This is a genomic window from Denitratimonas organivorans, assembly GCF_037478135.1.
Taxonomy (GTDB): domain Bacteria; phylum Pseudomonadota; class Gammaproteobacteria; order Xanthomonadales; family Xanthomonadaceae; genus Denitratimonas.
Map to the genome: position 1 here is coordinate 415,342 of NZ_JBBHDV010000001.1, position 25,199 is coordinate 440,540.

12 protein-coding genes are annotated in these 25,199 nt (G+C 64.8%); 9 read left to right on the plus strand and 3 right to left on the minus strand.

Annotated features, from left to right (window positions below; all coding sequences use genetic code 11):
- Positions 1 to 5: 5 nt before the first annotated feature.
- From WDB66_RS01800 to WDB66_RS01810, 3 genes are read left to right on the plus strand one after another with little or no spacing between them, the layout of a single operon-like run.
- Complete coding sequence (locus WDB66_RS01800) at positions 6 to 1,769, plus strand: hypothetical protein (RefSeq protein ID WP_339396712.1); 1,764 nt, start codon at positions 6 to 8, stop codon at positions 1,767 to 1,769.
- A gap of 14 nt (positions 1,770 to 1,783) precedes the next feature.
- Positions 1,784 to 10,165, plus strand: a complete 8,382-nt coding sequence (locus WDB66_RS01805; protein ID WP_339396713.1) for a hypothetical protein — start codon at positions 1,784 to 1,786, stop codon at positions 10,163 to 10,165.
- A gap of 2 nt (positions 10,166 to 10,167) precedes the next feature.
- Positions 10,168 to 12,495 (plus strand): beta-propeller fold lactonase family protein, encoded by a 2,328-nt coding sequence (locus tag WDB66_RS01810; protein WP_339396714.1) that lies wholly within the window; start codon positions 10,168 to 10,170, stop codon positions 12,493 to 12,495.
- A 161-nt stretch (positions 12,496 to 12,656) separates the two neighbouring features.
- On the opposite strand, the gene WDB66_RS01815 is transcribed toward WDB66_RS01810, so the two are convergent.
- On the minus strand, positions 12,657 to 13,406 hold the full coding sequence (locus WDB66_RS01815; RefSeq protein WP_339396715.1) for a type 1 glutamine amidotransferase: 750 nt from the start codon (positions 13,404 to 13,406) through the stop codon (positions 12,657 to 12,659).
- A 193-nt stretch (positions 13,407 to 13,599) separates the two neighbouring features.
- On the opposite strand from WDB66_RS01815, the gene WDB66_RS01820 reads away from it, so the two are divergent.
- From WDB66_RS01820 to rapA, 3 genes are all read left to right on the plus strand, one after another.
- Positions 13,600 to 14,781, plus strand: a complete 1,182-nt coding sequence (locus tag WDB66_RS01820) for a BaiN/RdsA family NAD(P)/FAD-dependent oxidoreductase (RefSeq protein ID WP_339396716.1) — start codon at positions 13,600 to 13,602, stop codon at positions 14,779 to 14,781.
- A 46-nt stretch (positions 14,782 to 14,827) separates the two neighbouring features.
- Positions 14,828 to 16,309 (plus strand): DNA recombination protein RmuC, encoded by a 1,482-nt coding sequence (locus WDB66_RS01825; protein WP_339396717.1) that lies wholly within the window; start codon positions 14,828 to 14,830, stop codon positions 16,307 to 16,309.
- Between the two features lie 112 nt (positions 16,310 to 16,421).
- Positions 16,422 to 19,280, plus strand: a complete 2,859-nt coding sequence (gene rapA, locus WDB66_RS01830; protein ID WP_339396718.1) for an RNA polymerase-associated protein RapA — start codon at positions 16,422 to 16,424, stop codon at positions 19,278 to 19,280.
- A 95-nt stretch (positions 19,281 to 19,375) separates the two neighbouring features.
- On the opposite strand, the gene WDB66_RS01835 is transcribed toward rapA, so the two are convergent.
- Positions 19,376 to 20,782, minus strand: a complete 1,407-nt coding sequence (locus WDB66_RS01835) for a sigma-54-dependent transcriptional regulator (RefSeq protein WP_339396719.1) — start codon at positions 20,780 to 20,782, stop codon at positions 19,376 to 19,378.
- A gap of 185 nt (positions 20,783 to 20,967) precedes the next feature.
- Between WDB66_RS01835 and WDB66_RS01840 the strand changes: the two genes are divergently transcribed.
- From WDB66_RS01840 to WDB66_RS01850, 3 genes are all read left to right on the plus strand, one after another.
- Positions 20,968 to 21,678: a fumarylacetoacetate hydrolase family protein gene (locus WDB66_RS01840; RefSeq protein ID WP_339396720.1), complete on the plus strand. Its 711-nt coding sequence runs from the start codon at positions 20,968 to 20,970 to the stop codon at positions 21,676 to 21,678.
- Between the two features lie 54 nt (positions 21,679 to 21,732).
- Positions 21,733 to 22,164, plus strand: coding sequence for a large-conductance mechanosensitive channel protein MscL (gene mscL / locus WDB66_RS01845; RefSeq protein WP_339396721.1), 432 nt, complete (start codon positions 21,733 to 21,735; stop codon positions 22,162 to 22,164).
- An 81-nt stretch (positions 22,165 to 22,245) separates the two neighbouring features.
- The gene (locus tag WDB66_RS01850) at positions 22,246 to 23,709 is read left to right on the plus strand and encodes a M20/M25/M40 family metallo-hydrolase (RefSeq protein ID WP_339396722.1); all 1,464 of its coding nucleotides are present in this window, start codon (positions 22,246 to 22,248) and stop codon (positions 23,707 to 23,709) included.
- Positions 23,710 to 23,930: 221 nt separating this feature from the next.
- Here WDB66_RS01850 and WDB66_RS01855 read toward each other — a convergent pair whose 3' ends face one another.
- Positions 23,931 to 25,199, minus strand: coding sequence for a hypothetical protein (locus WDB66_RS01855; RefSeq protein ID WP_339396723.1), 1,269 nt, complete (start codon positions 25,197 to 25,199; stop codon positions 23,931 to 23,933).

Here is a 25,199-nt window from a genome sequence, read left to right on the forward strand (position 1 = left end):
ACACCATGAACCTTTCACTTGCCCCCCTGCTGTTCCGTGTTGCCGCGCTGGCGTTGCTGCTGGCGCCGCTGGCACCGCGCGCGGCCGACATGACCCAGACCATCACGCTGCAACCGGGCTGGAACGCGATCCATGTCGCGCTGGAACCCAATGAAAAGGAGATCGCCAGCGTCTTCGCCGGTCTGCCGGTGCGCAGCGTCTGGCGCTGGATCCCCGGCCGCAACGAGGCCCAGTTCATCCGCGATCCGGCCGAAGGGCTGGAGAACATCGAAGGCTGGTTCGCCTGGTTCCCCGAACCGCGCCCGGACGCGATGCTGACCCGGCTGTTCACCATCGACGGCAACACCTCGTACCTGGTGCGTCTGGATGGCAGCAGCTCGCGCCAGCTCACGATCCGCGGCACACCACGCTTCATTCCGACTGCGTGGCGGCCCAACGATTTCACCCTGACCGGCCTGCCGGTGGTACAGCCCGGGCAATCACCGGCACCGCCGACCTTCACCGAGTTCTTCTCGCGCTCGGCCGCACATCAGGGCCAGCCGGTCTACCGGCTGAGCACGGATGGACGCTGGCAACTGCTCAGCGGCAGCACCCCGATCAACGCCAACGAGGCCTACTGGATCTACACCCGTGGCAATTCGCGCTACCAGGGCCGCATGCATCTGGTGCTGGATCAGGGCGAATCGCTGGAGTTCGCCGCCATCTTCGACGAGATGCGCTTCGTGCTGCGCAATCTGAGCGGGTCCAATGGCAGCTTCCAGATCGAACGCCTGGGCAGCGTGCGGGTGCCGCTGTCGCTGCGGCTGGAAGACGAGGAAACCGGCGAGGTCGGCTGGCCCGATCTGCCCGACGTGGAGACTTTCTACGCACCCACCGATACCGATGTGTTCGTGACGCTGGCGATCAAGCGTCCGCAGTTCACCCAGGACCGGATGGAGCAGATGATCGCGATCACCGACGAATTCGGTCAGCGCATCGTGCTGCATGTCGGTGGCCGTACCGCACAGCGCGGCGCCGCGGATGGCGCCCAGGGCGACGGCACGCTGGCCAAGGCCGGTGGCGACAATCCTCTGGCGTTTGCCGGTCTGTGGATTGGTGACATCCAGATCAATGGCGTCAGCCAGGCGCAGATGGCCGGCACCACGCCCACCGGCGTCGGCGCGCCCTTCACCCAGCGCGTGCTGATCCACGTCAATCCGCAGGGCCAGGCACGTCTGGTCAAGGACGTGATCCAGATGTGGGAGGAGGGCACGATGCAGCCGAGCAGCATCGATCCCACCTACCAGGAAGTGGCCGAACCCGGCCGTTATGTGCTGCTGACCAACAAGGATCTGATCGGCCTGTACAGCGGCGTGGCCGGACGCGATGGCGTCGCGGTGGGCCTGCGCTACAGCACCGTGGCCTATGACTTTGATGGCGAAACCCTGGATTTCACTGGCGTGTTCGGCCCGGGTGGCGAAATTTCCACCGCGATCGTGGTGTCGCCGACGCTACCGACCAACCCGTTCCTGCACCGCTACCACCCCGATCACAACAACCTCGACGAGCAGTTCCTGAATTATCAGGAAGAGGCCTATCAGGTGGTACGCAATATGCAGTTCGTATTCACCCCCGATGATCCGGGCGGCATCAACGCGCCGGGTTGGGGTGATTCGACACTGGGCGGCACCTTTGCCGAATCGATAACCGGGCTGCATCGCAACCCGATCTTCACTTCCGGAACCTTCCGCCTGCGCCGTGCTTCCACGGTGACGGTGTTGAACCAGTGATCAGGGGACAGACCATGAATTTCTTCCGTCCTTCCAAAATCCTCCAGCGGGGCCTTGGCGCAGCATGTCTGGCGCTGGCCGCATTGATGCCGCTGCGCGAGGCGCAGGCGGCATGGCCGCATGGCATCGCCAATGGCGAGGTTGTGCGTACGCTGACTGCGTCCAATGGTGATGTGTTTATTGCCGGCAACTTCTCCGGCGAAACACGGATTGGCGACTACACGCTCAATTCTGCTGGATTGACCGACGTCTTCGTTGCGCGGCTCGACACCGCAGGAAGGGTGCGGTGGGCGGTCAGCGGCGGTGGTGCGTTGACTGATGCCGTTTCGGGGATGGCGTTGGACGCCTCCAACAATATCTACATTGCGGGCAGTCTCCATGGTGCTGCGCAATTCGGGGGAGTAACGCCTGTAGGCACTGGCAGCGGCGATCAGGATGGATTTGTTGCCCGGATCAGTGCTGCGGGGCAGTGGAGCTGGGTGAACCGCATCAGGAGCTCCGAGCAGGACATCGCGACTGATCTGCTGGTGCTTCCGGGTGATGCATCGCAAATCCCGCCGCTGCCGGAAACCCTTCTGGTGACGGGCGGCTATGCAGCACTGGTGACGTTCCATGCTGCCGAATCAAATCGGACACTGAACAATCCGAGCCAGACCCAGGACGATTTCCTGGCGAAACTTTCGATAGATGGCAAGCGGTGGATATGGGCCGTGAACCGTCCAGGCGCCGGTCTTTACGAGATCGGCAAGCGACTGCTGCTCGATCAGCAGAATCGCTTGTACATGCTCGGCGAAGAGGCGACCGGAGCGGTGACCGTCCTGGACCAGACATTCACCCATGCTACCCAATTGGACGAGCGCTGGACTGTGCAGGCCAACGGTGGTCGTGCACATATCGTTTCCGAAGACCATTTCAACAGGCTGAGAAACAGCTTCGGGCCCAATGCGTCGCCGGGCCTGGCGTTGAATCGTGGTCCGGTCAGTGTGGTATTGAAGGATAGTATCGATACCAGCAAGAGTGGTTTCATCCGGGTTGCCATGCAGGTTCGGCGTGGCATGGATATCCGTGCGCCGGCCGGAGGGTTGGTGTCGGGTGGATATACCTATTCCAGCTACATCAGCGAGTTTCCTGATTACTCTAATGAGTATCTGGTCCTTGAGTACTTGGACAGGGGTGGGGTATGGCGGACGCTGGACTGGTTTGCTGCCGGTGGAAGTGCTGACAGTCCGTTGGCGATAGACAGGAGGTTTAGCGGCGATCGCAGAATGTTCCATCCCGATTTCAAGCTGCGCATCCGCCAGAATGCCGGCAGCGGGGGTGAATATGACTGGTGGTTTGTAGAGCGTCTCTCATTGCAGGTTTCCGTCAATGAGGGCTATCTGCACACTGTCAGCAATGTGATGTCGGATTCTGCACCTTCGGGCAGCGCCTGGAACAGCCAGGTTGCGCGCTTCAAGGGTTCAGTCGGATTGGAAGATGCGAGCATCTGGACGGAGAACGGCGTCGCCAGGGTCGCTGTGGTTGGTGAGTTTCTTGGCAATCTCAAGATCACGCAAACCCAGTGCGGCAATAATCCGGGTGTCACCCATCCGAGCGGTGGGGGGGGATTTGTCGCGGTGCTGGGTTACTCGGGCGATCAATACACCTGCGCGCTTGCCCAGCATACCGGTGGTGCATTGGCCAAGGCTGTGAGTGCCCACGGAAATCGAGTCTTTATCGCTGGTGATTTCACCGGCTCACTCGGTCTGGATAGCTTGATGATCACGGGTGACTCGGACAGCAGCGATGTATTCGTCGCCGGGATGAATGCGACGGATGGGTCCTGGGAGTGGCTCACCGGCGGCAGCGTGATTGGGGGCAATCCGCCGGCCCCGGCTGGTGGTCCTGGTAATGACCAGGCTAGCTCGGTCGGGTTGGGTGCAGGTGACCAGCTTTATGTGGGAGGAAGCTTCCAGGAGTTCATGCAGGTTGGTCCGGTTGAAAATCTGTTCGGGGAAGGTGAGCAGGATGGGTTCCTGATCAAACTGGACTTTGATGGCCGCTTTTTCCAGCCAGAGACATGGGCAGTTGGCGTTCCGATCACTCCACCCACCATGGCAACTGCCGCGAATGTGGCGGATCTGCCGGACTTTTTCCTGGATGGTCAGCCCATTGCCGCTACCGGCAACGATTATCGCTGGTTCGCCTGGGTCCGGGGGGCAGACGCTGGATACCGTCTGATACCTCTGCAGTCGACTCCGGAGGTGGAGGTGCATTGGCGCAAGGCGGGCGAGTCTCCCGAGAGTGCGTTGCGCATCGTCACACAGGGTGCAGGCGCATGGCCGACGTCGGCCTGCGGTGACAGCGATATTCCCGGCATCAACCGTCCTGACGGCTGCTACCAGAGCCACGTCGTCGGTGCTCCGGTGGAGGCCAAGCCCAGCGAGTATCAGATCGTTGGAGATATTGTGCTTCCCGACAGCGGCTCCAGCGGTGCGACCCTGGATGCGGGCGTGTTCAATGCGCCACGCAGCGGCTTTGCGACGATTATCTATGTGCATGGCCCAACCGTTGACCAGTCGGTGTATCCGACCTATGTGGAAGTGGTGCGGTCGTTGCCCTACCAGATGACACCGGGCTTCCAGGACAATGTTTCCGCAGAGATCGGCAAGAAGATCGTGCATCCGGCACACAACCAGCCTGACCGCACCGGCTGGGTCATCAACGAACTGGCCTATTACGACGGTCATGGGGTCAACGCCGCCTACAACCGTTCCGCCCGTCAAGGCTCGATCATTCCGGTGAACCGCTATTCCAGTAGCCGGCCCCAGGATTTCGGCCGTGAACTGGCGGTGGCCTGGTATCGGCGCAACGGCAAGGGCGTCTACTGGGCCAGCCGTGCGGTGCGCTACGAGCCGCGCTGGCCGTACGACCCCGATCGCATCGTGATCGCAAGCCAGAGCGGCAGCGAGTTCGCCGGCCAGCCGGTTCTGTCGGCGGCCGCGTTCCCGCAGGCGCATATCTATGTGCAGAACGACTTCGGTGTGGCCGGCTTCAACCCCAACGACGAGCACGCGATGATGGCCCCGTCGAGCACCGGCAGCGGCGCCGATGCGGTATTCGCGCTGCGCTCGGATTTCGGTGACGTGAATGATCCATCCGCGCCATCTGATCCCTACGTGCTGCTCAAGTACTACAACAACAGCGTACAGGACTGGAACTTCAAGATTTACCGGGTGCAGGCCACCGGCGCCGGCTATACCCGCTTCCGTTTCACCGGCACTGCCGGGACCACAGTGTCGCCTCCGTATCCGGTGCGGTTGTTGCCCGGTTGTGCGGAATCCTTCGTCGCAGGCCAGGCGCTGGGTGAGCCGGCTCCGGCACCGTTCTTCCAGGATCACAAGAACCAGCTCTGGGCCAAGTCTGCCGGCACCGGGACCGTGCATTACTACTACCCGATGCAGCCGGGCTTCTACCAGGACAACGACTATAACGATGCCAACGATTACGAGCCCGGCCAGTGCACGCCGTGGCTGGCGCGCTTGCCGGAAAATCAGGGCGGTGCCGCTTCGCAGTACGACCCGATTCCGGTGGAATACAACATTTCCTGGCCGGAATCCCCGCCGCTGCTGATCGCTGGCGAAACCCTGCTGACACCCAAGCGCGGTCTGCCGAACATCTACAACCAGGCGGCGGTGGAAATCGTCTATGACGACAATCGCGACACCGTGGAAAACGCCGGCCCGGCCGACACCCTGGCGCAATTGATCGATCCGCTGAACCCGCGTTGGGTGCGGCTGGCGACTTTCCCCGGCACCGTGGCGCGTGAGATGCGTACCGATGGTTTCTTCGACATCGTCGGCTCCAGTGATGGCGTGCTGAAAATGCCGGCTTCGCTGGGCGAGCGCATGTACTACGACGGCATGAACCAGCGTCTGGTATTCCACGGTGTATTCGATGAAACCGGTGCCGGAGATCCGAAGCTGCTGCTCAATGTCATGAGCAAGCGCGAGCGCGCGATCCTGAAGAAGCTGGATGGTGGTGACGGCACCGAGGAGTCCGGTTTCGAAGGCAATTGCCTGGATACCGCCGGCTGCAGCTGGGATCAGGCGATCGAAGCGCTTTACCGTCTGTCACGCAATCCCAGCAACATCGCAGCCATTTGCCGCAGCGCGCGCCTGGGCGAGGACCGCGAGCGTATCTGTGATGATCTGGATGAAGACCTGTCGCCGGACGAGTTGCTGATTGCCTATCAGGACCCGGCTGGCAACGGCATGCTGCAACCGCTTTCCATTGTGGGTGGCGGTGCCGCGCTGACCGCGGGCGCGGCCAGCGGCTCGGGCTACATGACCCTGGCGTTCAACAATGATCCGTCATTGGGCGCCTTGCCGGTCTCGCTGGAAGTGATCCAGGTGGGCTGTCTGGAATCCGACGCCACGAATCCGCCGATCTACGCGCCCTACCAAGGCCAGATCAATGTGATTGCGCCGCCCAATATCTTCGATGAGCAGCTGGTGCTGCGTCATGGTGGCGACTTCGGCGGCAACCCGGATGCCTTGCAGTTCGAGTGGTATTTCCGCCCGGATGCCAACGGCACGCCGCCGACGCCGCTGCCCAGTCCGGAAACCGGGCAGATGCATGGCTGGGTGCAGTTCCCCACGCCCGAGCCGAACGGTGCGGTGGAGATCAGCATCGAGGGCGCCAATATCCAGACCCTTTCCGACAACTGGTACCTGGCGCGTTACCGCGGCCTGTCTGCCTGCAACAACGCCAGTCAGTGGAGTCTGTGGGCAGGTCAACCCGGTTCCACCCCGGTCGAACCGCGCGCGCAGCTGGCGGAAGGCTGGGTCAAGCGTGTGCTGGGCCGCCTGAATCCGTTCGAGGCGCGGGTGCAGAACTTCGGCGAGTCCGCCACCAACAACTACGCCAGCATGCTGATCCAGCTGGGTGAGCGCTATTCCGGCCCGGTGGCGATGAACAACGATGCCGACAACCTCAACAGCATGGGGCTGATCGAGGCCTACACCACGGTAATGCGCCGCGCGCTGCAGCTGTCGGCCGATTCCACTCCGCCGATCGATTATGGCCCGGCCAATGCTGCGGTGCTGCTGGTCGCATCGCGTCTGGTGGATTTCTATACCTTGCTGGGCAATGAGGCCTATGCCGATGCGCAGGATCCAACCATCGGCATCGACAGCGGCGAGAGCACGATCAACCTCAACCCGAGCATCTTCAACTTCCAGAACCAGCTTGAATCCCCGCTCGACGAGGAACTGGTGCTGCTGCGCGGGCGCGATGATGCGCATGGCCCGGTGGCGGCATCACCGGTCTACAACCGGCTGTTCTGGAACTTCACCACCGGCGACGGTGAGGTGGCCTACGCGCTTTCCTACAACATCTCCGACCAGAACCAGAGCGGCGTGATCGACGAGTTCGATGCGCGCATCATGTTCCCGCAGGGTCATGGCGATGCCTGGGGTCATTATCTGACCGCCACCAAGACCTACTACAACCTGCTTCGGCATCCGTTCTTCTCGTGGAACCCGCAGTCCGAGGCGGTGCTGGTGGCCGGTGTGCCGATCAACGTGGACTTCCTCGATGAGCGCCAGTTTGCCGAGACCGCGGCGGCCAAGGCGCGCGCCGCGGCCGAGATCGTTGATCTGACCTATCGCAAGGCCTATACCGAAGACCCGAATGGTCAGTGGCAGGGCTATGACGATAGTAATCCACAGCGTGCCTGGGGCCTGTCCGAATGGGGCCGGCGTGCCGGCATGGCGACGTATTTCGACTGGGTCACGGTCAATGCCGTGTTGCCGGAAGTGGATGACAACCCCAACCACGTCGGCATCCAGCGTATCGAGCGGCGCAATGTGTCCGAGCTGGATCAGATCGCGACCCACTATCGCACCATCCAGCAGCAGGTGGACAAGGCCGATGCCGGTCTGAATCCATTGGGTCTGGCACGCGGCGTGGTGCCGTTCGATATCGATCCTGCGCAGCTGACGCTGCACAACAAGACCCAGTTCGAACAGGTCTGGGAGCGAGCGATGAAAGCGCTCAACAACGCACTGGCGCTGTGGGAGCACGCCAACCAGCTCAACAACCAGTTGCGCCGCATCCAGAACGGTGCGGATGCGCAGGCCCAGGTGTCGGCACAGCAGGAGGTGTCGTTCGCCAACCAGCTGATCGAGATCTTCGGCTATCCCTATATCGACGACATTGGCCCTGGTGGCACCTATCCGACTGGTTACAACGGTCCGGATCTGTATCACTACATGTATCTGGATGTGCCGGAACTGGCTGGCACCGCGCTGGATTTCGATGATCCGAACAATATGACCGTGGCCCGGATCAACTCCTTCACCGGTTATCTGGGGGCGGGCGAGAACGGCATGGGCTTCTTCAATGCCGAGCCGAACACGTTCATCTCCGGCGGGTTGTGCGCCAACAATCCGAGCATGCCGGGCTGTGCCAAGGCGGACTGCGACCAATTCCCGATGGCCGAGGGTTGCCCGCTCGGTGACAAGTCCGAGGACGAGCTGCTTGAGGTGGAGTACGTCACCATCGAGTCCCCCGATTTCGGCTTCTGGTTCACCAAGCCTGATTCCTGGTCCGGCACGCGCCGCGCACCGGGCCGGATCCAGCAGGTGCTGCATCAGATGTTCATGGCGCGGATCGAGCTCAAGCAGGCGATGCTGGAGTACGACAAGCTGCGTCTGGATCTGGAGGATCAGATCAACGCGGTTCGCACCGTATTCAACACCCATCAGGACAACCTCAAGATCGCGATCGGTCAACGCAAGGAGCTGCGTGACCTGACCATCGCCTCGCAGGTGATGAGCAATTCGGCGATTGCGGCACGGCGTGTGGGCGAGTTCTTGGATTTCTCTTTCAAGACCACATCCGAGTGCATCCCGCAGAGCACGATCGTGGGCCTTGCCGGCGGTGGTGACTTGTTCTCCGCCGGTCGCTGCACCATCCAGGCTGCCGGAAATGTCGGCAAGCTGGCTGCGGACACGGTTGCAGACGGGCTGGAAATCGCTGGCAACGCGATTGATGCGGCCAAGGAGGATGTGTCAGAGCTGGCGGGCATCCGCTCCATGCTCAATGACGCGAATCTCGATCTGTACGACGTGGCTGGCGAGATCGACGCGATGCTGCGTCAGGAGCCTTTGCTGCGCTCGGAGCTGTTCGCCCGGACCGAGGCGATCAAGCAGTTGCAGGGTGAATACCTGGCCACGTTGGCCGAGGGTTTGCGAGTCTACGACCAGCTGCTGACCTTCCGCCGTACCGGTGCGGCGGCTACGCAGGAACATCGCTACAAGGACATGGCGTTCCGCATTTTCCGCAACGATGCGTTGCAGAAATACCGCGCCTCGTTCGATCTTGCGGCCCGTTATGTCTATCTGGCGGCCTCGGCTTATGACTACGAGACCAATCTGCTGGGTTCCGATGCCAAGGCTGGCCAGACCTTCCTGACCAAGGTCGTGAAGGAGCGCAGTCTGGGGCAGGTGCTGAATGACGTGCCGATGGCCGGTTCACCTGGCCTGGCCGACACCATGGCGCAGTTGAAACTCAACTTCGATGTGCTCAAGGGCCAGATGGGCTTCAACAACCCGCAGGTGGAAACCAACCGCTTCTCGCTGCGGCGCGAACTGTTCCGTATCCCGCAAGGTGAGGAAGGCGATGGGCAGTGGCGCCGCACGCTGGAAGCGGCGCGGGTTCCGGATCTGTGGCAAGTGCCCGAGTTCCGCCGCATGGCGCGCCCGTTCGCACCGGAATCGGCTGGGCCGCAGCCGGGTCTGGTGCTGGAGTTCAGCACCAACGTCACGTTCGGGCTGAACTACTTCGGTTGGGATCTGGGGCCGCAGGACAGTTCCTACGATTCCAGCCGCTTTGCCACCCGAATCCGTTCGGTGGGCGCATGGTTCGGCAACTATGACGGGCTGCCGTTGGCGGATGATCCGAACGTGTACCTGATCCCCGCCGGTGCCGACGTGTTGCGTGCACCCGATCCGCTGGATTTCACGGTACGCGAGTGGCAGGTACTGGATCAGCGCATCCCGATCCCATTCCCGGTGGGAGCGCAGGACATCGCGCGCTTTGACTGGCTGCCCTCCGACACATTGGATGGTTCACGCGTGGAACTGCGGCGTTATCCGCAGATGCGTGCGCACCACTACGTCGAGCCTTTTGACGAATCGCAGGTCACTGCCGACAGCCGCCTGGTTGGTCGCTCGGTCTGGAACCGGCGTTGGCTGCTGATCATCCCTGGCGGCACCTTCCTCAACGATCCGAACGAAGGGCTGGATACCTTCATCCACGGCAAGAAGCTGGGCAGTGGCAGCGAGCGTGACGGCAACGGTGTGGATGACATCCGCATCTTCTTCAAGACCTACTCGTACTCGGGGAACTGATCATGAACCGCATCATTTCCGCTTTCATGCATCGTTTCGCCGTGCTGCTGGTGTTCGCGGCGTTGCCGGTCCATGCCACGGTCGAGGCGCCGGACCACATCTATTACGGTGCGGTCACGCTGTTCGGTCAGCCGGCGGCCAACGGTACCGTAGTCGAAGCCCGCACCTACCCGGACGGTGAACTGCTGCAACGCTACGTCGTGGGCAGCCGCAGCCATCTGGGTGGGCAGTACGCGCTGAGCATTCCGATGGACCAGGTCGATCCGCGGCGTGAGGGAAGGGCGCGGCCTGGCGATCCGGTGCGATTGTTCGTCAGCGGACAGTTCGCCTACGAAGTGCCCGGCGGCGTGGGCGCGGTCGGCGCCACCACCAAGGTGGATCTGGACCCGCAGAATGCCGGCACCGGGCCTGCGATCCGGATCGAAGACGCCCAGGTTTACGAGGGCGATGAGGGCCAGACCCTGGCGGTCCTGGACGTCAGCATGAACGTGATCGCCTCGCCGGCGCGCCCGGTCACGGTGTTCTGGGAAACCCGCAACGACACCGCCGTGGGCGGTGCTGCCTGCGGTCCGGGCGTGGATTTCATCCAGCGAACCAATGGTGCGCTGGTGATTCCGGCAGGGGCCTTGACCGCCAGCATCGCAGTGCAGGTCTGCGGCGACACCGTGGTGGAGCCGGACGAATCGTTCACGGTCGTGTTGCTGTCCACTGCGGATGACTTCGGCGTGTTCGAAAGGTCCACCGCCACGGTCACGATTCTGGATGACGACAATGTGCCGACCCTGCGGGTGGGCAATGTGCGTGTGGCCGAGCCGCCGGTTGGCACCAACACCGCGCGTTTCCTGGCAACGTTGTCGCGCTCGCACCAGAACCCGGTGTCCTTCACCTGGAACACGCAGAACGGCACCGCGCAGGCCGGGCAGGACTACGTGGCGGCCGGCGGAACGGTGACCATTCCGGCCGGCGAGACCAGCAGCTATCTGGATGTGGAGATCCTGGCCGACGGCATCGTCGAGCCGGACGAAACCTTCCGCCTGTTCTTCAGCAACCCGGTCAGTCTGGGGCTGCCGCAGACCTATGCCTACGGCACGATCGTCGATCCGGCGCATGACCCGGCGTTGCAGGAAACCGATGCCGCAGTCGATGGCGAGGATGGCGTCACCGGTCTGGCCAGCCCGCAGGCGGTGGTGTTGTCGCCCGATGGCCTGCATGCCTATGCGGCCGGCAGCGCCAGCAACGCGGTGGTGCATTTCAGCCGTGATCCGGGCACTGGCGCGCTGGGTTTCCTGGCTGCGTACAAGACCAGTTCGGCGGGCTTTGCCGACGCTCGTTTGCAGTCGCCGCGCGATCTGGCAATCAGCAATGATGGCCGCTTCATCTATGTCGCCGCCTACGGCAGCGATGCGGTCACGATGCTGGAACGCGATGTCGACACCGGTGCATTGAGCTTCGGGCAAAGCCTGGTGCACCAGCAGCCGCAGGGCAGCGCGCAGGTGCAGGGGCTGGATGATGTGGTGCGGTTGGCATTGAGCCCGGACGGGGCACAGTTGTACGCACTGGGGCGGACCTCCAATTCCGTGGCGACGTTCCAGCGTGATGCGGTGACCGGCATGCTGAACTACAGCGCGGTGCTGGCCAGCAATGCGCCGGGCCTGTCCAAGCTGATCCAGCCCAGCGGCATTGCGGTGGCCCCGGATGGTGCCCAGGTCTATGTCACCGCGCGTGGTGCCAATGCACTGGTGGTGTTCAACCGGCAAGCCAGCAGCACGGGCGATCCGGGCAAGCTCAGCGTCAATTCGGTGCTGGAAAACGGTGTCGGCACCACGCCATCCGGCCTTGCCGGGGCCTTCGGCATCGCGCTTTCGCCTGATGGTCGGCAGGTCTATGTCGCGGTGGAAGGGGAAAACGGCGTGGCGCTGCTGGATCGCGCCGCCGACGGCAAGCTCAGCCTGCGCGAAGTGCTGCGGCATGACCGGGAAAGCAGCCTGCACGGCCTGCTCGGTGCGCGCGAAGTGGAAGTGGCGCCCAATGGCAAGGAAGTCTTCGTCACCGCCAGCGACAGCGAGCATCCAGACGAGACCAGCAGCCTGACCGTGTTCCGGCGCGATACCGGCAGCGGACCGCAGGCCGGCAAGCTCAGCGTGCATCGCACCATCTTCAATGGCGACAACGGCCTTCATCACCTGTCGGTGCCGGGCGCGATGGCCGCCAGTGGCGATGACCGCTATCTGTACGTGACTTCCAGCGGCGACAACGGCGCGGTCGTGGTCTACCGCCGGTTGTCGGCCGATGTGCTGTTCTCGGATGGTTTCGAAGCCGAACAGCCCTGATGTGCCGCGACCCGGCGCCGGAATTCCGGCGCCGGGTCCCAATCGAACAGTGCAGCCGGAGTCGAACGCATCGGCTGTGGTGATTCAGTGCTGGCCGGATTCATCCGCCAGGTGACGGCTCGCAGCGGGAGCCGAGCGCCCGCGCAGTGTCGACCTTCGCGCTACAGGTGCGAACGCAGCGCGATCCGGCGCTGCGGCTGGCCGATCAGGTTGAGGAAATTGCCGAACACAGGTTCAGCCACATCGCGCATGCGGCCGGCGCGTTCCAGCGTCAGCCGTTCCACCTCGTCCGGCCCGTGTCCCAGATCGGCGGCGAGCAGTTCTTCGCGGTAGGCCGGCAGTGACAGCCAGCGCTTGACCAGCGCCGGGTCCACTTCCAGATGGAACTGGAAACCATAGGCATTGTTGCCGTAACGGAAGGCCTGGTTCTCGCAGCTGCGGGTCATCGCCAGATGCTCGGCGCTGCGCGGAATGTCGAAGGTGTAGCTGTGCCACTGGAACACCGGCGCACGTTCGCCCAGCGGTTGCAGCACCGGATCGTTGCGGCCGGCCGGCGTGGTGGCCAGGTCGTACCAGCCGATTTCCGACTGGCGGTGGCGCCGTACCGGCGCGCCCAGGACATGCGCCAGCAGTTGCGAACCCAGGCAGATGCCGAGCACCGGCTTGTCCTGCGCCAGGGCCTGTTCGATCAGGTGCATTTCGGTCAGCAGATGCGGGCGCTGGCGGTGTTCTTCGACGTTCATCGGCCCGCCCAGCACGATCAGACCGTGGTAGCGGTCCATGCACGGCGTGGCCTCGGGCTGGCGCTCGAAATTCACGTAGCGGATGCGGTGGCCGCGTGCGCGGATCAGCGGATCCAGCGTGCCGAGCGGCTCGGCGGCGACGTGTTGCAGGACCAGGATGCGGGACATCGTTGAGCGTGGAAGGGCAAAATGGCGGGATGGCCCCCGACTTTGCCCGCCACGCCACAGCCCCGCAAGGCGTTGGCGGAGGCAATCGGCGGATCGGTGATGACCAATGGTTTGGAGCAGATAACCGGATGATCTTTCAGCATCGAATCGAGCAGGGCGTGGACATCCCGCGCGGCGGTGCGGGGCTACAGGCGTGAGCGAGTCCTTCGATGCGCTGGTGATCGGCGGTGGTGCGGCCGGTCTGATGTGCGCGTTGACCGCCGGACAGCGTGGCCGTCGCGTGCTGGTGGTCGAGCATGCCAACCGATGCGGCAAGAAGATCCTGATGTCCGGCGGCGGCCGCTGCAATTTCACCAATACCGGCATCACGCCGGCCAATTTCCTCTCGGCGAACCGGCATTTCTGCAAATCCGCGTTGGCGCGTTTCACGCCCTGGCACTTTCTCGACATGGTCGAACGCCACCGCATCGCCTGGCACGAGAAGGAACTGGGCCAGCTGTTCTGCGATGAGTCTTCGCGCCAGATCGTGCAGATGCTGCTGGATGAGTGCGCGGCGGCCGGTGTCGAAATTCGCACCAATTGCACGGTGGGGCAGGTCGAACACGAAGGCGACGGCTTCATGCTGCGCACCAGCCAGGGCGTGCTGCGCGCGCCGGCGCTGGTGGTGGCCAGCGGTGGTCTGTCGATTCCGCGCATGGGTGCCACCGGTTTTGGTTTCGAACTGGCGCGCCGCTTCGGCCATGAGGTGTTGCCCACGCGCGCTGGCCTGGTGCCGTTGACGCTGAGCGGGCGCCACGCCGAAGACTATGCCGAACTGGCCGGGATCGCGTTGCCGGTCACCGCGCGCTGCAACGGTATCGAATTCAGCAACGCGATGCTGCTGACCCATCGCGGCGTCAGCGGGCCGGCGATCCTGCAGATTTCGTCCTACTGGCAGCCCGGTGATGAACTGCGATTGGACCTGCTGCCCGGCGTCGATGCGTTGGCGTGGCTGCAGGAGGAGCAGGCCGCGCGGCCTGCGGCGGAGCTGCGCAATGTGCTGGCCGAGCAGCTGCCCAAGCGCTTCGCCCAGCGCCTGTGCGAACGCTGGCTGGGCAGCCGCCCGATGCGCCAGTTCGATGCACCGGCGTTGCGGGCACTGGCCGCGCAGCTGTCCGATTGGCCGCTGGTGGCCAGCGGCACCGAAGGCTATCGCACCGCCGAAGTCACGCTGGGTGGTGTGGATACCGATGGCCTGTCCTCGAGCAGCATGCAGTCGCGCCAGGTGCCCGGGCTGTATTTCATCGGCGAGGTGGTGGATGTCACCGGGTGGCTGGGTGGTTACAACTTCCAGTGGGCCTGGGCATCGGGCCACGCCGCCGGCATGGCGCTGTGAGGCATCGTGTCTCAGCTGCTGCGACGCGGCTGGATAGAATGGACGCATGAACCTGCAGACTCTGATGTCCCCGGCCGTATTGTCGGCGCTGGCCGCCATGCTGTTGATCGCGCTGGTCGCACTGGCGATTGAGCGCCGCCATGCGATCCGCCGCGCATGGCAGCAGGGCCGCGCCGCGGCCGAACCCGAGCGCGTGGCGCTGGCACATGATCTGGAGGCCGCGCGCGCGCGCATCGCCGAACTGGCCCAGCGCCTGCAGACCGACACCGCCGAGCTGGTGCGCCTGCGCGAACGTGCCGATCTGCTTTCCGACGAACGTGCGGCGCTCGCCGCGCAGGCCGAACGCGCCGCGCAGATGGAAGCGCGCGCGTTGCAGCTCGAAGCCAGGCTGCGCGAAGCCAGCGATGCCGCCAGCCAATCCCAGGCGCGCGTGGCCGAACTTTCGACCCGCCTGCAGGAGCAGCGCGAAGCCACCGAGCAGCGCCTGCGCGAATTCGATGACCGGCTGAAGGCCGAACTGGCGCAACTGGCCAGCGGATTGCTGGAAGAAAAAGTGCGGCATTTCGACGAGCGCAGCGAAAAGCAGATCGGCAACCTGCTGGCACCGCTGCGCGAGCAGCTCAACCAGTTCAACCAGGTGGTGCAGGGCACCAACGTGGAAATCCAGTCGCTGAAGCAGCTCAACCAGCAGATCACCGCCGAGGCCGCGAATCTGGCGCGCGCGCTGAAGGGCGACAGCCGCACCCAGGGCGCCTGGGGCGAACTGGTGCTGGAACGGCTGCTGGAAATGTCCGGCCTGCAACAGGGCCGGGGCTACGAATTGCAGCAGGTGTTCAAGGGCGAGGACGGCAGCCGTCCTCGCCCAGATGTGATCGTGCGCCTGCCCGATGAAAAGGATCTGGTGATCGACGCCAAGGTCTCGCTGACCGCCTGGGACCGCGCCCTGGCCTGCACCGAGGAAGCACCCTACGAACAGGCGATGAAGGAGCATCTGGGTTCGCTGCGGCGCCATATCGACGGGCTGGGCAAGCGTGACTATGCCAGCGTGCCGGGCCTGCGCACGCTGGATTTCGTGCTGATGTTCGTGCCGGTGGAAGCGGCTTTCATCGAGGCGCTGCGGCGCGACGACGGGCTTTACGGTTACGCGCTGGAGCGCAACATCGCGCTGGTCAGCCCGAGCACATTGCTGGCCACGCTGCGCACCGTGGCGCATCTGTGGCGCCTGGAGGATCGCAACCTCAACGCGCAGGAAATCGCGCGTCAGGCCGGCGCATTGCATGACAGCTTCGTGATGCTGGAAAACGAACTGACCCAGGTCGGCGAACAGATGGAACGCGCGCTGCGCACCCACGCCACGGCGGTCAAGCGCATCAGTGCCGGGCGCGGCAATCTGGTCGGTCGGGTCGACAAGCTGCGCCGCCTCGGTGCCGATGCGCGCAAGCGGCTGCCGGACACCGACGCGGACGACAGCGCGGATGCGCCCGCCATCGACACGCCCGAAGAAACGCCGGAACGCCCGTTGCTGTGAGCTTTCCGGCCACCTGACAGCGCCCCGCTGATGCTCCGGCGATGGGTGGAACACACAGTGTGTCGCCGTCAAGACATGGTCGCCCCGGCTGCGGGCGGCGTAAAATAACCGGATGACAAATTTCGTTCCTGGACAGCGCTGGTTCTCCACCGCTGAGCCCGAATTGGGCCTGGGCACGGTGATGCGGCTGGCTGGCCGCTCCGTGCAGATCGTGTTCACCGGTACCGGCGTGGTGCGCCAGTACGCCTTCGAATCCGCCCCGCTGGCGCGCGCCGAGTTCCGCGTCGGGGACACCATGCGTGTGGATGGGCGTGAATGGGCGGTACGCGGCGTGGTGCTGGATCAGGGTCTGATCAGCTACGAGGTTGATGGCGAGACCTTCCACGAAGGCCAGCTCGATGCGCAGCAGCCGGTGTCACAGGCCGATGCGCGGCTGATTTCCGGGCGCGTGGACCGCAACGACCAGTTCCAGTTCCGTTGCGAACTGCTGCAGCGCCGCGCCGATGCCTTGCAGCATCCGGGCTGGGGTGTGCTGGCGGCGCGCATCGATGTGATTCCGCACCAGTTGCGCGTGGCCGAGATCGCCGCCGAGCGGCGCCCGCCACGGCTGCTGCTGGCCGACGAGGTAGGGCTGGGCAAAACCATCGAGGCCGGCCTGATCATCGCCCAGCAACTGGCTTCCGGGCGCGCCGAACGGGTGCTGGTGCTGGTGCCGGAAAGCCTGGTGCATCAGTGGTTTGTCGAGATGCGGCGCCGCTTCAACCTGGATTTCGCGATCTTCGATGCCGAGCGCTGCGAAGCGATCGAAATGGCCGGCGATGGGCGCAATCCGTTCGAGGACGAGCAGGGCGTCATCGCCGCAACCAGCTGGCTCGCGAACGATGCCAAGCGCGCGGTGCAGGTGCTGGAAGCCGGTTGGGACCTGGTCGTCATCGACGAGGCCCACCATCTGGCGTGGGAGCCGGGCCAACCCAGTCCCGAGTACGCTCTGGCCCAGAACCTGACCGAACGCATGCCCGGCGTGATTTTGCTGACCGCCACGCCGGAACAGCTCGGCCTTGGCGGCCATTTCGCCCGCCTGCGCCTGCTGGATCCGGCGCGCTACCACAGCCTGGAGGCATTCGAAGCCGAAACCGCGCGCTTTGTCGCGCTGTCGGGCACGGTGGAAAAACTGCTCGATGGACAATCGCTGGACGAACACGACCACGGCGCCCTGGCCGAAATGCTCGGTGAGGACGCCACGCTGCTGCCGGATCTGCTGGCCCGCATCGCGGGCGGTGACGCGGCGGCGGCACAGCGTCTGGTCGATATCCTGATCGACCGGCACGGTACCGGTCGGGTGATGATCCGCAACCGCCGCGCTGCGGTGGGCGGTTTCCCGCAGCGGGTCAAGCACGTGCACAGCATCGAAGCGCACGACGAGGACCCGGCCTTGTTCGGCTGCCTGCGGGCCGAATTCCTGGCCGATGTCGGTGCGCCCGGCCATCTGGAGCCCGAGCACGACTACAGCCACGATCCGCGTCTGGACTGGCTGCTGGAACGGCTCGACACGCTGGCGCCGGAGAAGGTGCTGCTGCTGTGCCGTTCACGCGCCAAGGTGCAGGCGCTGGAAGACGCGCTGCGTACCCGCAGTGGCGTGGCGCTGGCGCGCTTCCACGAGGACATGAACCTGCTGCAGCGCGACCGCAACGCCGCCTGGTTCGCGCAGCCCGATGGCGCGCGTCTGCTGATCGCCTCGGAAATCGGTGCCGAAGGACGCAACTTCCAGTTCGCCCAGCATGTGCTGCTGTGGGATCTGCCGCTGGACCCGGACATGCTGGAGCAGCGCATCGGTCGGCTCGACCGCATCGGCCAGCGCGGCGACGTCAATATCCACGTCGCGGCGGTGCAGGGCAGTGCGCAGGAGGTGTTGCTGCGCTGGTATGACGAAGGCCTGGATGCATTCGCGCGGGTTTGCGCCGATGGCCGCGAGCTGATGCGCCTGTTCGCTGATCGACTGCTGCAACTGATCAGCGACTACGGCCCGGGCGAGGCGCGCGAGGCCGCGTTCGCACCGCTGCTGGACGATACCCGGCGCGAACACGCGCGCCTGATCGAACTGATCGCGCAGGGCCGCGACCGCCTGCTGGAACTGGCCAGCCGCCGTGGCGCCGACCAGAGCCTGCTGCGCGATGCACTGGCGCGTGACGACCGCGACTCGGCCATCGAGGATTTCCCGTGGCGCCTGCTGGAACAGTTCGGGGTGCAGAACGAGGCGCTGGAACCGCACGTGCTGCTGCTCGATCCCGAGCATCTGACGCTGGATGCGTTCGAGGAATTCAAGTCCGGCCCGCGCCAGGCCACGATCGATCGTGCCACCGCGCTGGCGCGTGATGACCTGCTCTATCTGCGTGATGACCACCCGATGCTGCGCTCGGCGCAGGAGCTGTTGCTGTCATCGGAAACCGGCAACGCCGCGGTGCTGATCGACGACATGCTGCCCTCGCGCAGCGTGTTGCTGGAAGCGGTCTACGTGCTGGAATGCGTGGCGCCACGGTATCTGAACGTGGCGCGCTATCTGCCGGCGCTGCCGCTGCGCAGTGTGGTCGACACCCGCATGGCCGACCGCAGCGATTACGCGCCCAGTGCCCGTGCATTGCAGCGTGCCGGCGAGCGCCCGATCGATCTGGGCCGCCAGCGCAAGATCCTGATGACGCTGGTGCCACCGATGCTGGAAACCGCACAGCGGCTGGCTAACAAGCGAGCGGAAGCCGCGATTGCGCAGGCGCTGGCCGACGCCGAGGCCCTGCTAGGCGAGGAAATCACCCGGCTCGAAGCCCTGGCGCGGGTCAATCCGGCGGTGCATCCGGAGGAAATCAGCGCGCTGCGGGAAGAACGGGACGCGCTGCGCCAGGCTATTCCCGAGGCCCGCGTGCGGCTGGACGCGCTGCGCCTGGTCGCCAGCCCGGATTTCCTGCTGCTGCGGGGCTGATGCCCGTTTTCACCGCAGGAGCCTGCTACAGGAGCCCACATCGCAGATGGGCGCGAAGGGAGAAATGCCGCGGCGTCCACCCGCGGGGCGGGCACTCAATCGATGCCCAGCTTCTTCAGCTTGTAGCGCAGCGCGCGGAAGGTGATGCCGAGTTTGGCGGCGGCGCGGGTCTTGTTGTAGCGGCACTCTTCCAGCGCCTTCATGATGACGTCGCGCTCCATCCGCTCGATGTAGTCGGGCAGGTCGGTCGGGACCGCGGGCTGCTGGCCGGTGACGAACGCCGGGCGTGCCAGTGCGCCGCTGTAAGGGTCCGGTGTGTTCTCGGCAGGCAGTGCGGTTTCCACGTCGCGCGGCATCGGCAGGCGCAGGTCGTCCGGGTCGATTTCCGAGCCGTCGGACAGCGCCAGCGCGCGTTCCAGGATGTTTTCCAGTTCGCGCACGTTGCCGGGGAAGGGGTAGGCGGTCAGCTGCGCCATCGCCTGTGGCGTGATGACCGGCGGGGTTTCGCCCAGTTCGGCTGCCAGCCGGGCCAGGATCGATTGCGCCAGGCCGGGAATGTCGGCGTGACGCTGGCGCAGCGGCGGCACCACCAGCTCGATGACGTTGATGCGGTAGAACAGGTCGTGGCGGAAGCGGCCTTCCTCGACCAGCTGCGCCAGATTCTTGTGCGTGGCCGAGAGGATGCGCACATCAACCGGGGATTCGATATTGGCGCCGACCGGGCGGACGGATTTTTCCTGGATCACGCGCAGCAGTTTCACCTGCATGTGCAGCGGCAGCTCAGCGACTTCGTCAAGGAACAGGGTGCCGCCATGTGCGGCCTGGAACAGGCCTTCCTTGTCGCCATGGGCGCCGGTGAAGCTGCCCTTCTTGTGGCCGAAGAATTCGCTTTCCATCAGCTCGGCCGGGATTGCACCGCAGTTGACCGGCACGAATGGCCCGGCTGCGCGCGGACCCTGTTCATGGATCAGGCGCGCGACCAGTTCCTTGCCGACGCCCGATTCGCCGCTGATGTAGACCGGCGCCTGGCTGCGCGCGACCTTGGCAATGGTGGCGCGCAGCGCCTGCATCGCCGGGGATTCGCCTTGCAGGCGGCTGGCACTGCTGTTGTCGTGCTGGGCACGGCGTTCCTCGCCCAGCCGCAGCGCGTTCTGTACCAGGCGGCGCAGCACCGCCAGATCGACCGGTTTGGAAACGAAATCGAACGCGCCAGCCTTCAGCGCCTCCACCGCGGCATCGACATTGCCGTGCGCGGTGATCATCGCCACCGGGGTTTCGGGGAAGCGTTGCGCGATCAGTTCGATGATCGAATGACCCGAGCCGTCCGGCAGCCGCATGTCGGTGAAGCACAGGTCGTAGCGGTTGGCTTCCAGCATCGCGCGGGCCTGGGCCACGTCGGCGGCGGTGTCCACGCGCAGGCCCATGCGTCCCAGGGTCAATACCAGCAGTTCGCGGATGTCGCGTTCGTCGTCGACGATCAATGCGGTGCGGGGTGTGGTCATCGGAGGCGGAAGGCGAGCCGTGATGGGGAGAAATGAACCAGTTGAACCTTAACGGTTTGGCGCGATTCTGCCAACTGCCGCACAGCATGGCCGGCGATTGCCGAAACTGGGGGGCGTGCATTTCCCGGCTTTGCCTGTGCCGGGTTTTACGCGAACATGGCGGCCTCCCGTTGAAAGGTGACCCCATGGCCGAGTTCGCGATTCCCGTGCCGCCGATTCCGCTGGTGCCGGTGGAAAATCAGGCTGCATCGTTTCCAGTGCACCGCATCTATTGCGTGGGCCGCAATTTCGCCGACCACGCGCGGGAAATGGGCATGGAGGTGGATCGCGGCACGCCGGTGTTCTTCTGCAAACCGGCCGATGCGATCCTGCCTGGCGGCGGCGAGCAGCCGTATCCCAGTGCCACTACCGATCTGCATCACGAAGTGGAACTGGTGGTGGCGATCGGTCGCGATGCATCCGGCGTGATCGCGCGCGAGGACGCCGGACATTACATCTACGGCCATGCGCTCGGTCTGGATCTGACCCGGCGCGATCTGCAGGCCGCCGCCAAGGCCAAGGGCCTGCCGTGGGATGTGGCCAAGGGTTTCGACCGTTCCGCACCGATTTCGGCGATCGTGCCGAAGACGGCGCGGGTGCCGGATGCCGATGCGCTGTTGTGGCTGTCGGTCAATGGCCAGCGGCGCCAGGCTGCGCCGCTGTCGGACATGGTGTTCGACGTGGCCGATATCCTGCACGAGCTGTCGCTGCGCTTCGAACTGCGCGCCGGCGATCTGGTGTTCATGGGGACCCCTGCGGGCGTCGCGGCGCTGCATCCGGGTGACCGTTGGGAAGCCGGTATCGAGGGCTTCGCCACACTTGCCGGCAGCATCGCCGCCGCTGCACAACCGTTGTAGATTGTCGCTGCGCCCCGGCGCACTTCCCCGAAACACCTAAGGAGTATCTGGCCCATGGGCATGTTGCAGGAGTTCAAGGATTTCGCGATGCGCGGCAATGTCATCGATCTGGCGGTCGGTGTCGTGATCGGTGGCGCGTTCGGCAAGATCGTCAGTTCGCTGGTGGATCAGGTCATCATGCCGCCGATTGGCCTGCTGATCGGTGGGGTGGATTTTTCCCAATGGGCGATCACGCTCAAACAGGCGACCACCGATGCGGCCGGCGAAGTGATTCCGGCGGTGACCATCGGCATTGGTGATTTCATCAACACGCTGATCCAATTCATCATCATCGCGTTTGCGATCTTCATGGTGATCAAGGTCATCAATTCGCTGCACAAGGAAGAGGAAGCAGCCCCGGCCGAGCCGGAAGGCCCGACGGCGGATCAGCAGCTGTTGACCGAAATCCGCGATCTGCTGCGCCAACAGGCCGGGCGCGACGCCTGACGCGATGTGGTGGTGCCGTTACGGTACAGAGGACTTTCCGGTGGCGCCCGTGTGGCGCCACCTTCGTTTTGGAGGTGCTTGATGAACTGGACGTTGGGACGGATGCTGCTGGCAGGAGCCCTGCTGTTGCCGGGATTGGCCGAAGCAGGCGAGGCGCAGGCCGGCGAAGCGCAGGGTGGCGAGGCTGTCGCGCCGCTGCCGGAAGCTGCGCTGGACGTGGCCGCGCAACTGCGTGCACAGGCGCTGGCCGGCAGTGGTGCCTGGGAAGTGGTCGAGTCGCTGACCACCGAAGTCGGCCCGCGCATGGCCGGCACCGAGGCCGACGCGCGCGCGGTGGCCTGGGCAGTGGAGAAGTTCGGCGGTTTCGGTTTCGACCGGGTCTACAGCGAGCCGGTGCGCTTTCCGGTCTGGCGTCGCGGCCACGAACGGGCCGAAGTGCTGTCACCGTTCCCGCAGCCGCTGCATCTGGCTGCGCTGGGCCGCAGTGTCGGTACCGGCGGGCAGCCGCTGGAGGCCGAAGTCGTCGAGTTCGCCACGCTGGCGGATCTGGAAGCAGCGCCGGAAGGCAGCCTGCTGGGCAGGATCGCCTATGTCAGCCACCGCATGGAACGGTTCCGCGACGGTAGTGGTTACGGTGCGGCGGTGGCGGCGCGCGGCAAGGGTGCTTCGGTCGCGGCCAGGCATGGCGCGGTGGCCTTCCTGCTGCGTTCGATCGGCACCGACAGCGACCGTTTCCCGCATACCGGCATGACCCGTTACGAGGACGACGTGCGCCAGATTCCGGCAGCGGCGCTGTCCAATCCCGATGCCGATCTGCTGTCCAACATGCTGCGCCGGGGCGAGCCGGTGAAGCTGCGCCTGGATATCGATGTCGGCATGGGCGCAGAATACGAATCGGCCAATGTGATCGCCGAGATTCGCGGACGCGAGCGCCCCGACGAGATCATCCTGCTGGGTTCGCACCTGGATTCCTGGGATCTGGGCACCGGCGCGATCGACAATGCCGCCGGCGTGGCGATCACGGTGCGTGCCGCAGCGCTGATCGCGGCGTTGCCGCAGCGCCCGCGCCGCACCATCCGCGTGGTGGCCTTCGCCAACGAGGAGCAGGGCCTGATCGGTGGGCGCGCCTATGCCGATGCGCATGGCGAGCGCATCGCGGAGCATGTGGTTGGGGTGGAAAGCGATTTCGGTGCCGGGCGCATCTACGCCTTCGCAACGAGCGAACCGCCGCCGCAGGCGCAGCGCGTACTGGAACAGATCGCGCAGGCGCTGGCACCGCTGGGCATCGATTACATGCCCGGCAAGGGCGGTCCCGGCCCGGATCTGATCCCGATTGCGCAACGCGGCATGCCCTGGGCCTGGCTGGCGCAGGACGGGACTGATTACTTCGATTACCACCACACCCACAACGACACCCTGGACAAGGTCGAGGCTGCGGCGCTGGACCAGAACGTCGCGGCCTACGCGGTGTTCGCGTGGCTGATGGCCGAATCCGACGTGGTGTTGCATCGCCCGGATAAAAGCGGCGAATCGCCGGGACGGTGATGAGCCTTGTTGTTTCCCTCTCCTCCGCTTGCGGGGGAGAGGGTGAGGGGGCGAGCGCTACTTTGGCGCCCTGGCTTGCCGATCTGCATGTCGGCAGGCGCTGACGGGCTTGCGGCTACGCCAGCGGAAAACCCGTTCGCTTCCCATCAATGATGGGGAGAGGGAGCCATCGGCTTTCCTGGCGAGAAGGGTTCAGGTCGAGAGTATGGGTGCAGGTCAGGTCAATCCAGCAGCGACGTTTTCAGGGTTTTTGATGGAGCGCCAATCGCGGCTTCGGCGGCCTGGCGCAGATCGGCGGTGGAGACGCGTTCGCCATCGCGCATCAGTTCGCGTGCGACTTCGTCCAGACTGTTGCGCCCCTTGCTGCGCCCCCTGATTTCCTTGTCCAGGTCAGCGAACAGCGCCACCGCGCGGGCGCTGCGCGGGCCGGATGAATTGGTCGCGTGCAGGGTTTTGATATCGCGGCCGTGGCGGCGCATCCAGGCGATGGCCTTGTCGAAGCGCGCCTGGCTCAGCAGCCCGGCGCGGTGCAGCATCTCCATGCCGTAGTAATCGGCGATGCCCTCGGCGATCCAGTCGTCGCCCTTGGCGCCCCGGATGCGGGTGACCACGTGCACCACTTCATGCATCAGCGTGGAGGAGCCGTTTTCGCTGATCAGCGGGCGGTCGGCGTGCATCCACAGCGAACGTGGGCCGGACAGGCCGCCGCGCCACATCGGGTCGCCGGCGCGTACCACGAGAATCTTTTCCGGCAGTGCGCCGAAGGCGTCCAGCATCACTGGCGCGGTGGCGGTGACCATCGCCAGCAGATCCATGCGGTGGGTCGACAGGCCCTTGGGTGCGGCGACACTGATTTCCATGCCTTCCACGGTGTCGCGCCGGGTGCCGATGTCGCCGGCAATCATCCAGCCAGTGGGCCGGGCCAGCACGCGGCCCGGGTTCACCACGATAAAGCCTTCGCCATCCGGTGCCGTGCGCCAAGGGGTGTCGGCGTGGCTCCAGCCAGCGGGCAGATCCAGATACAGGCGTGCGTTGGAACGTGCATCCCGGGTGGCGGTGACACGCGCCGAAGGCACCAGATGATCGCCGCGCACGATCACCCAGTCCTTGGTGATGCGTGCATCGTAGGCGCCGTTGCTGCGCTTCTTGTCGATGCGGTAGCGGTAGTCCAGGCTGCCACCCTTGCGCGGCGGTTGCCAGCGCAGCTGTTCACCGTCGCGTTCGATATCGCCATCGCCCTCGATATGCGAGTAGCGCTCTTCGGGCATCGTGAATACCAGGCGGCTGACGCGGGCATCGTCCGGCCTGATCGTGATCGTGACTTTGGCCTCGCCGTCTTCGGGCAGGAAGGCGACGCGATAGTCCACGTCGAACTGCGGTGTTGAAGCGGCCACGGCAGCGGAGCAGGGCAGGGTAGCGAGCAGCAGGCAGCTGAGGAACAGACTGGTGCGGAGCTGGCCTGTGCGGAGCGGGCGGAGCATCGGAGGCAT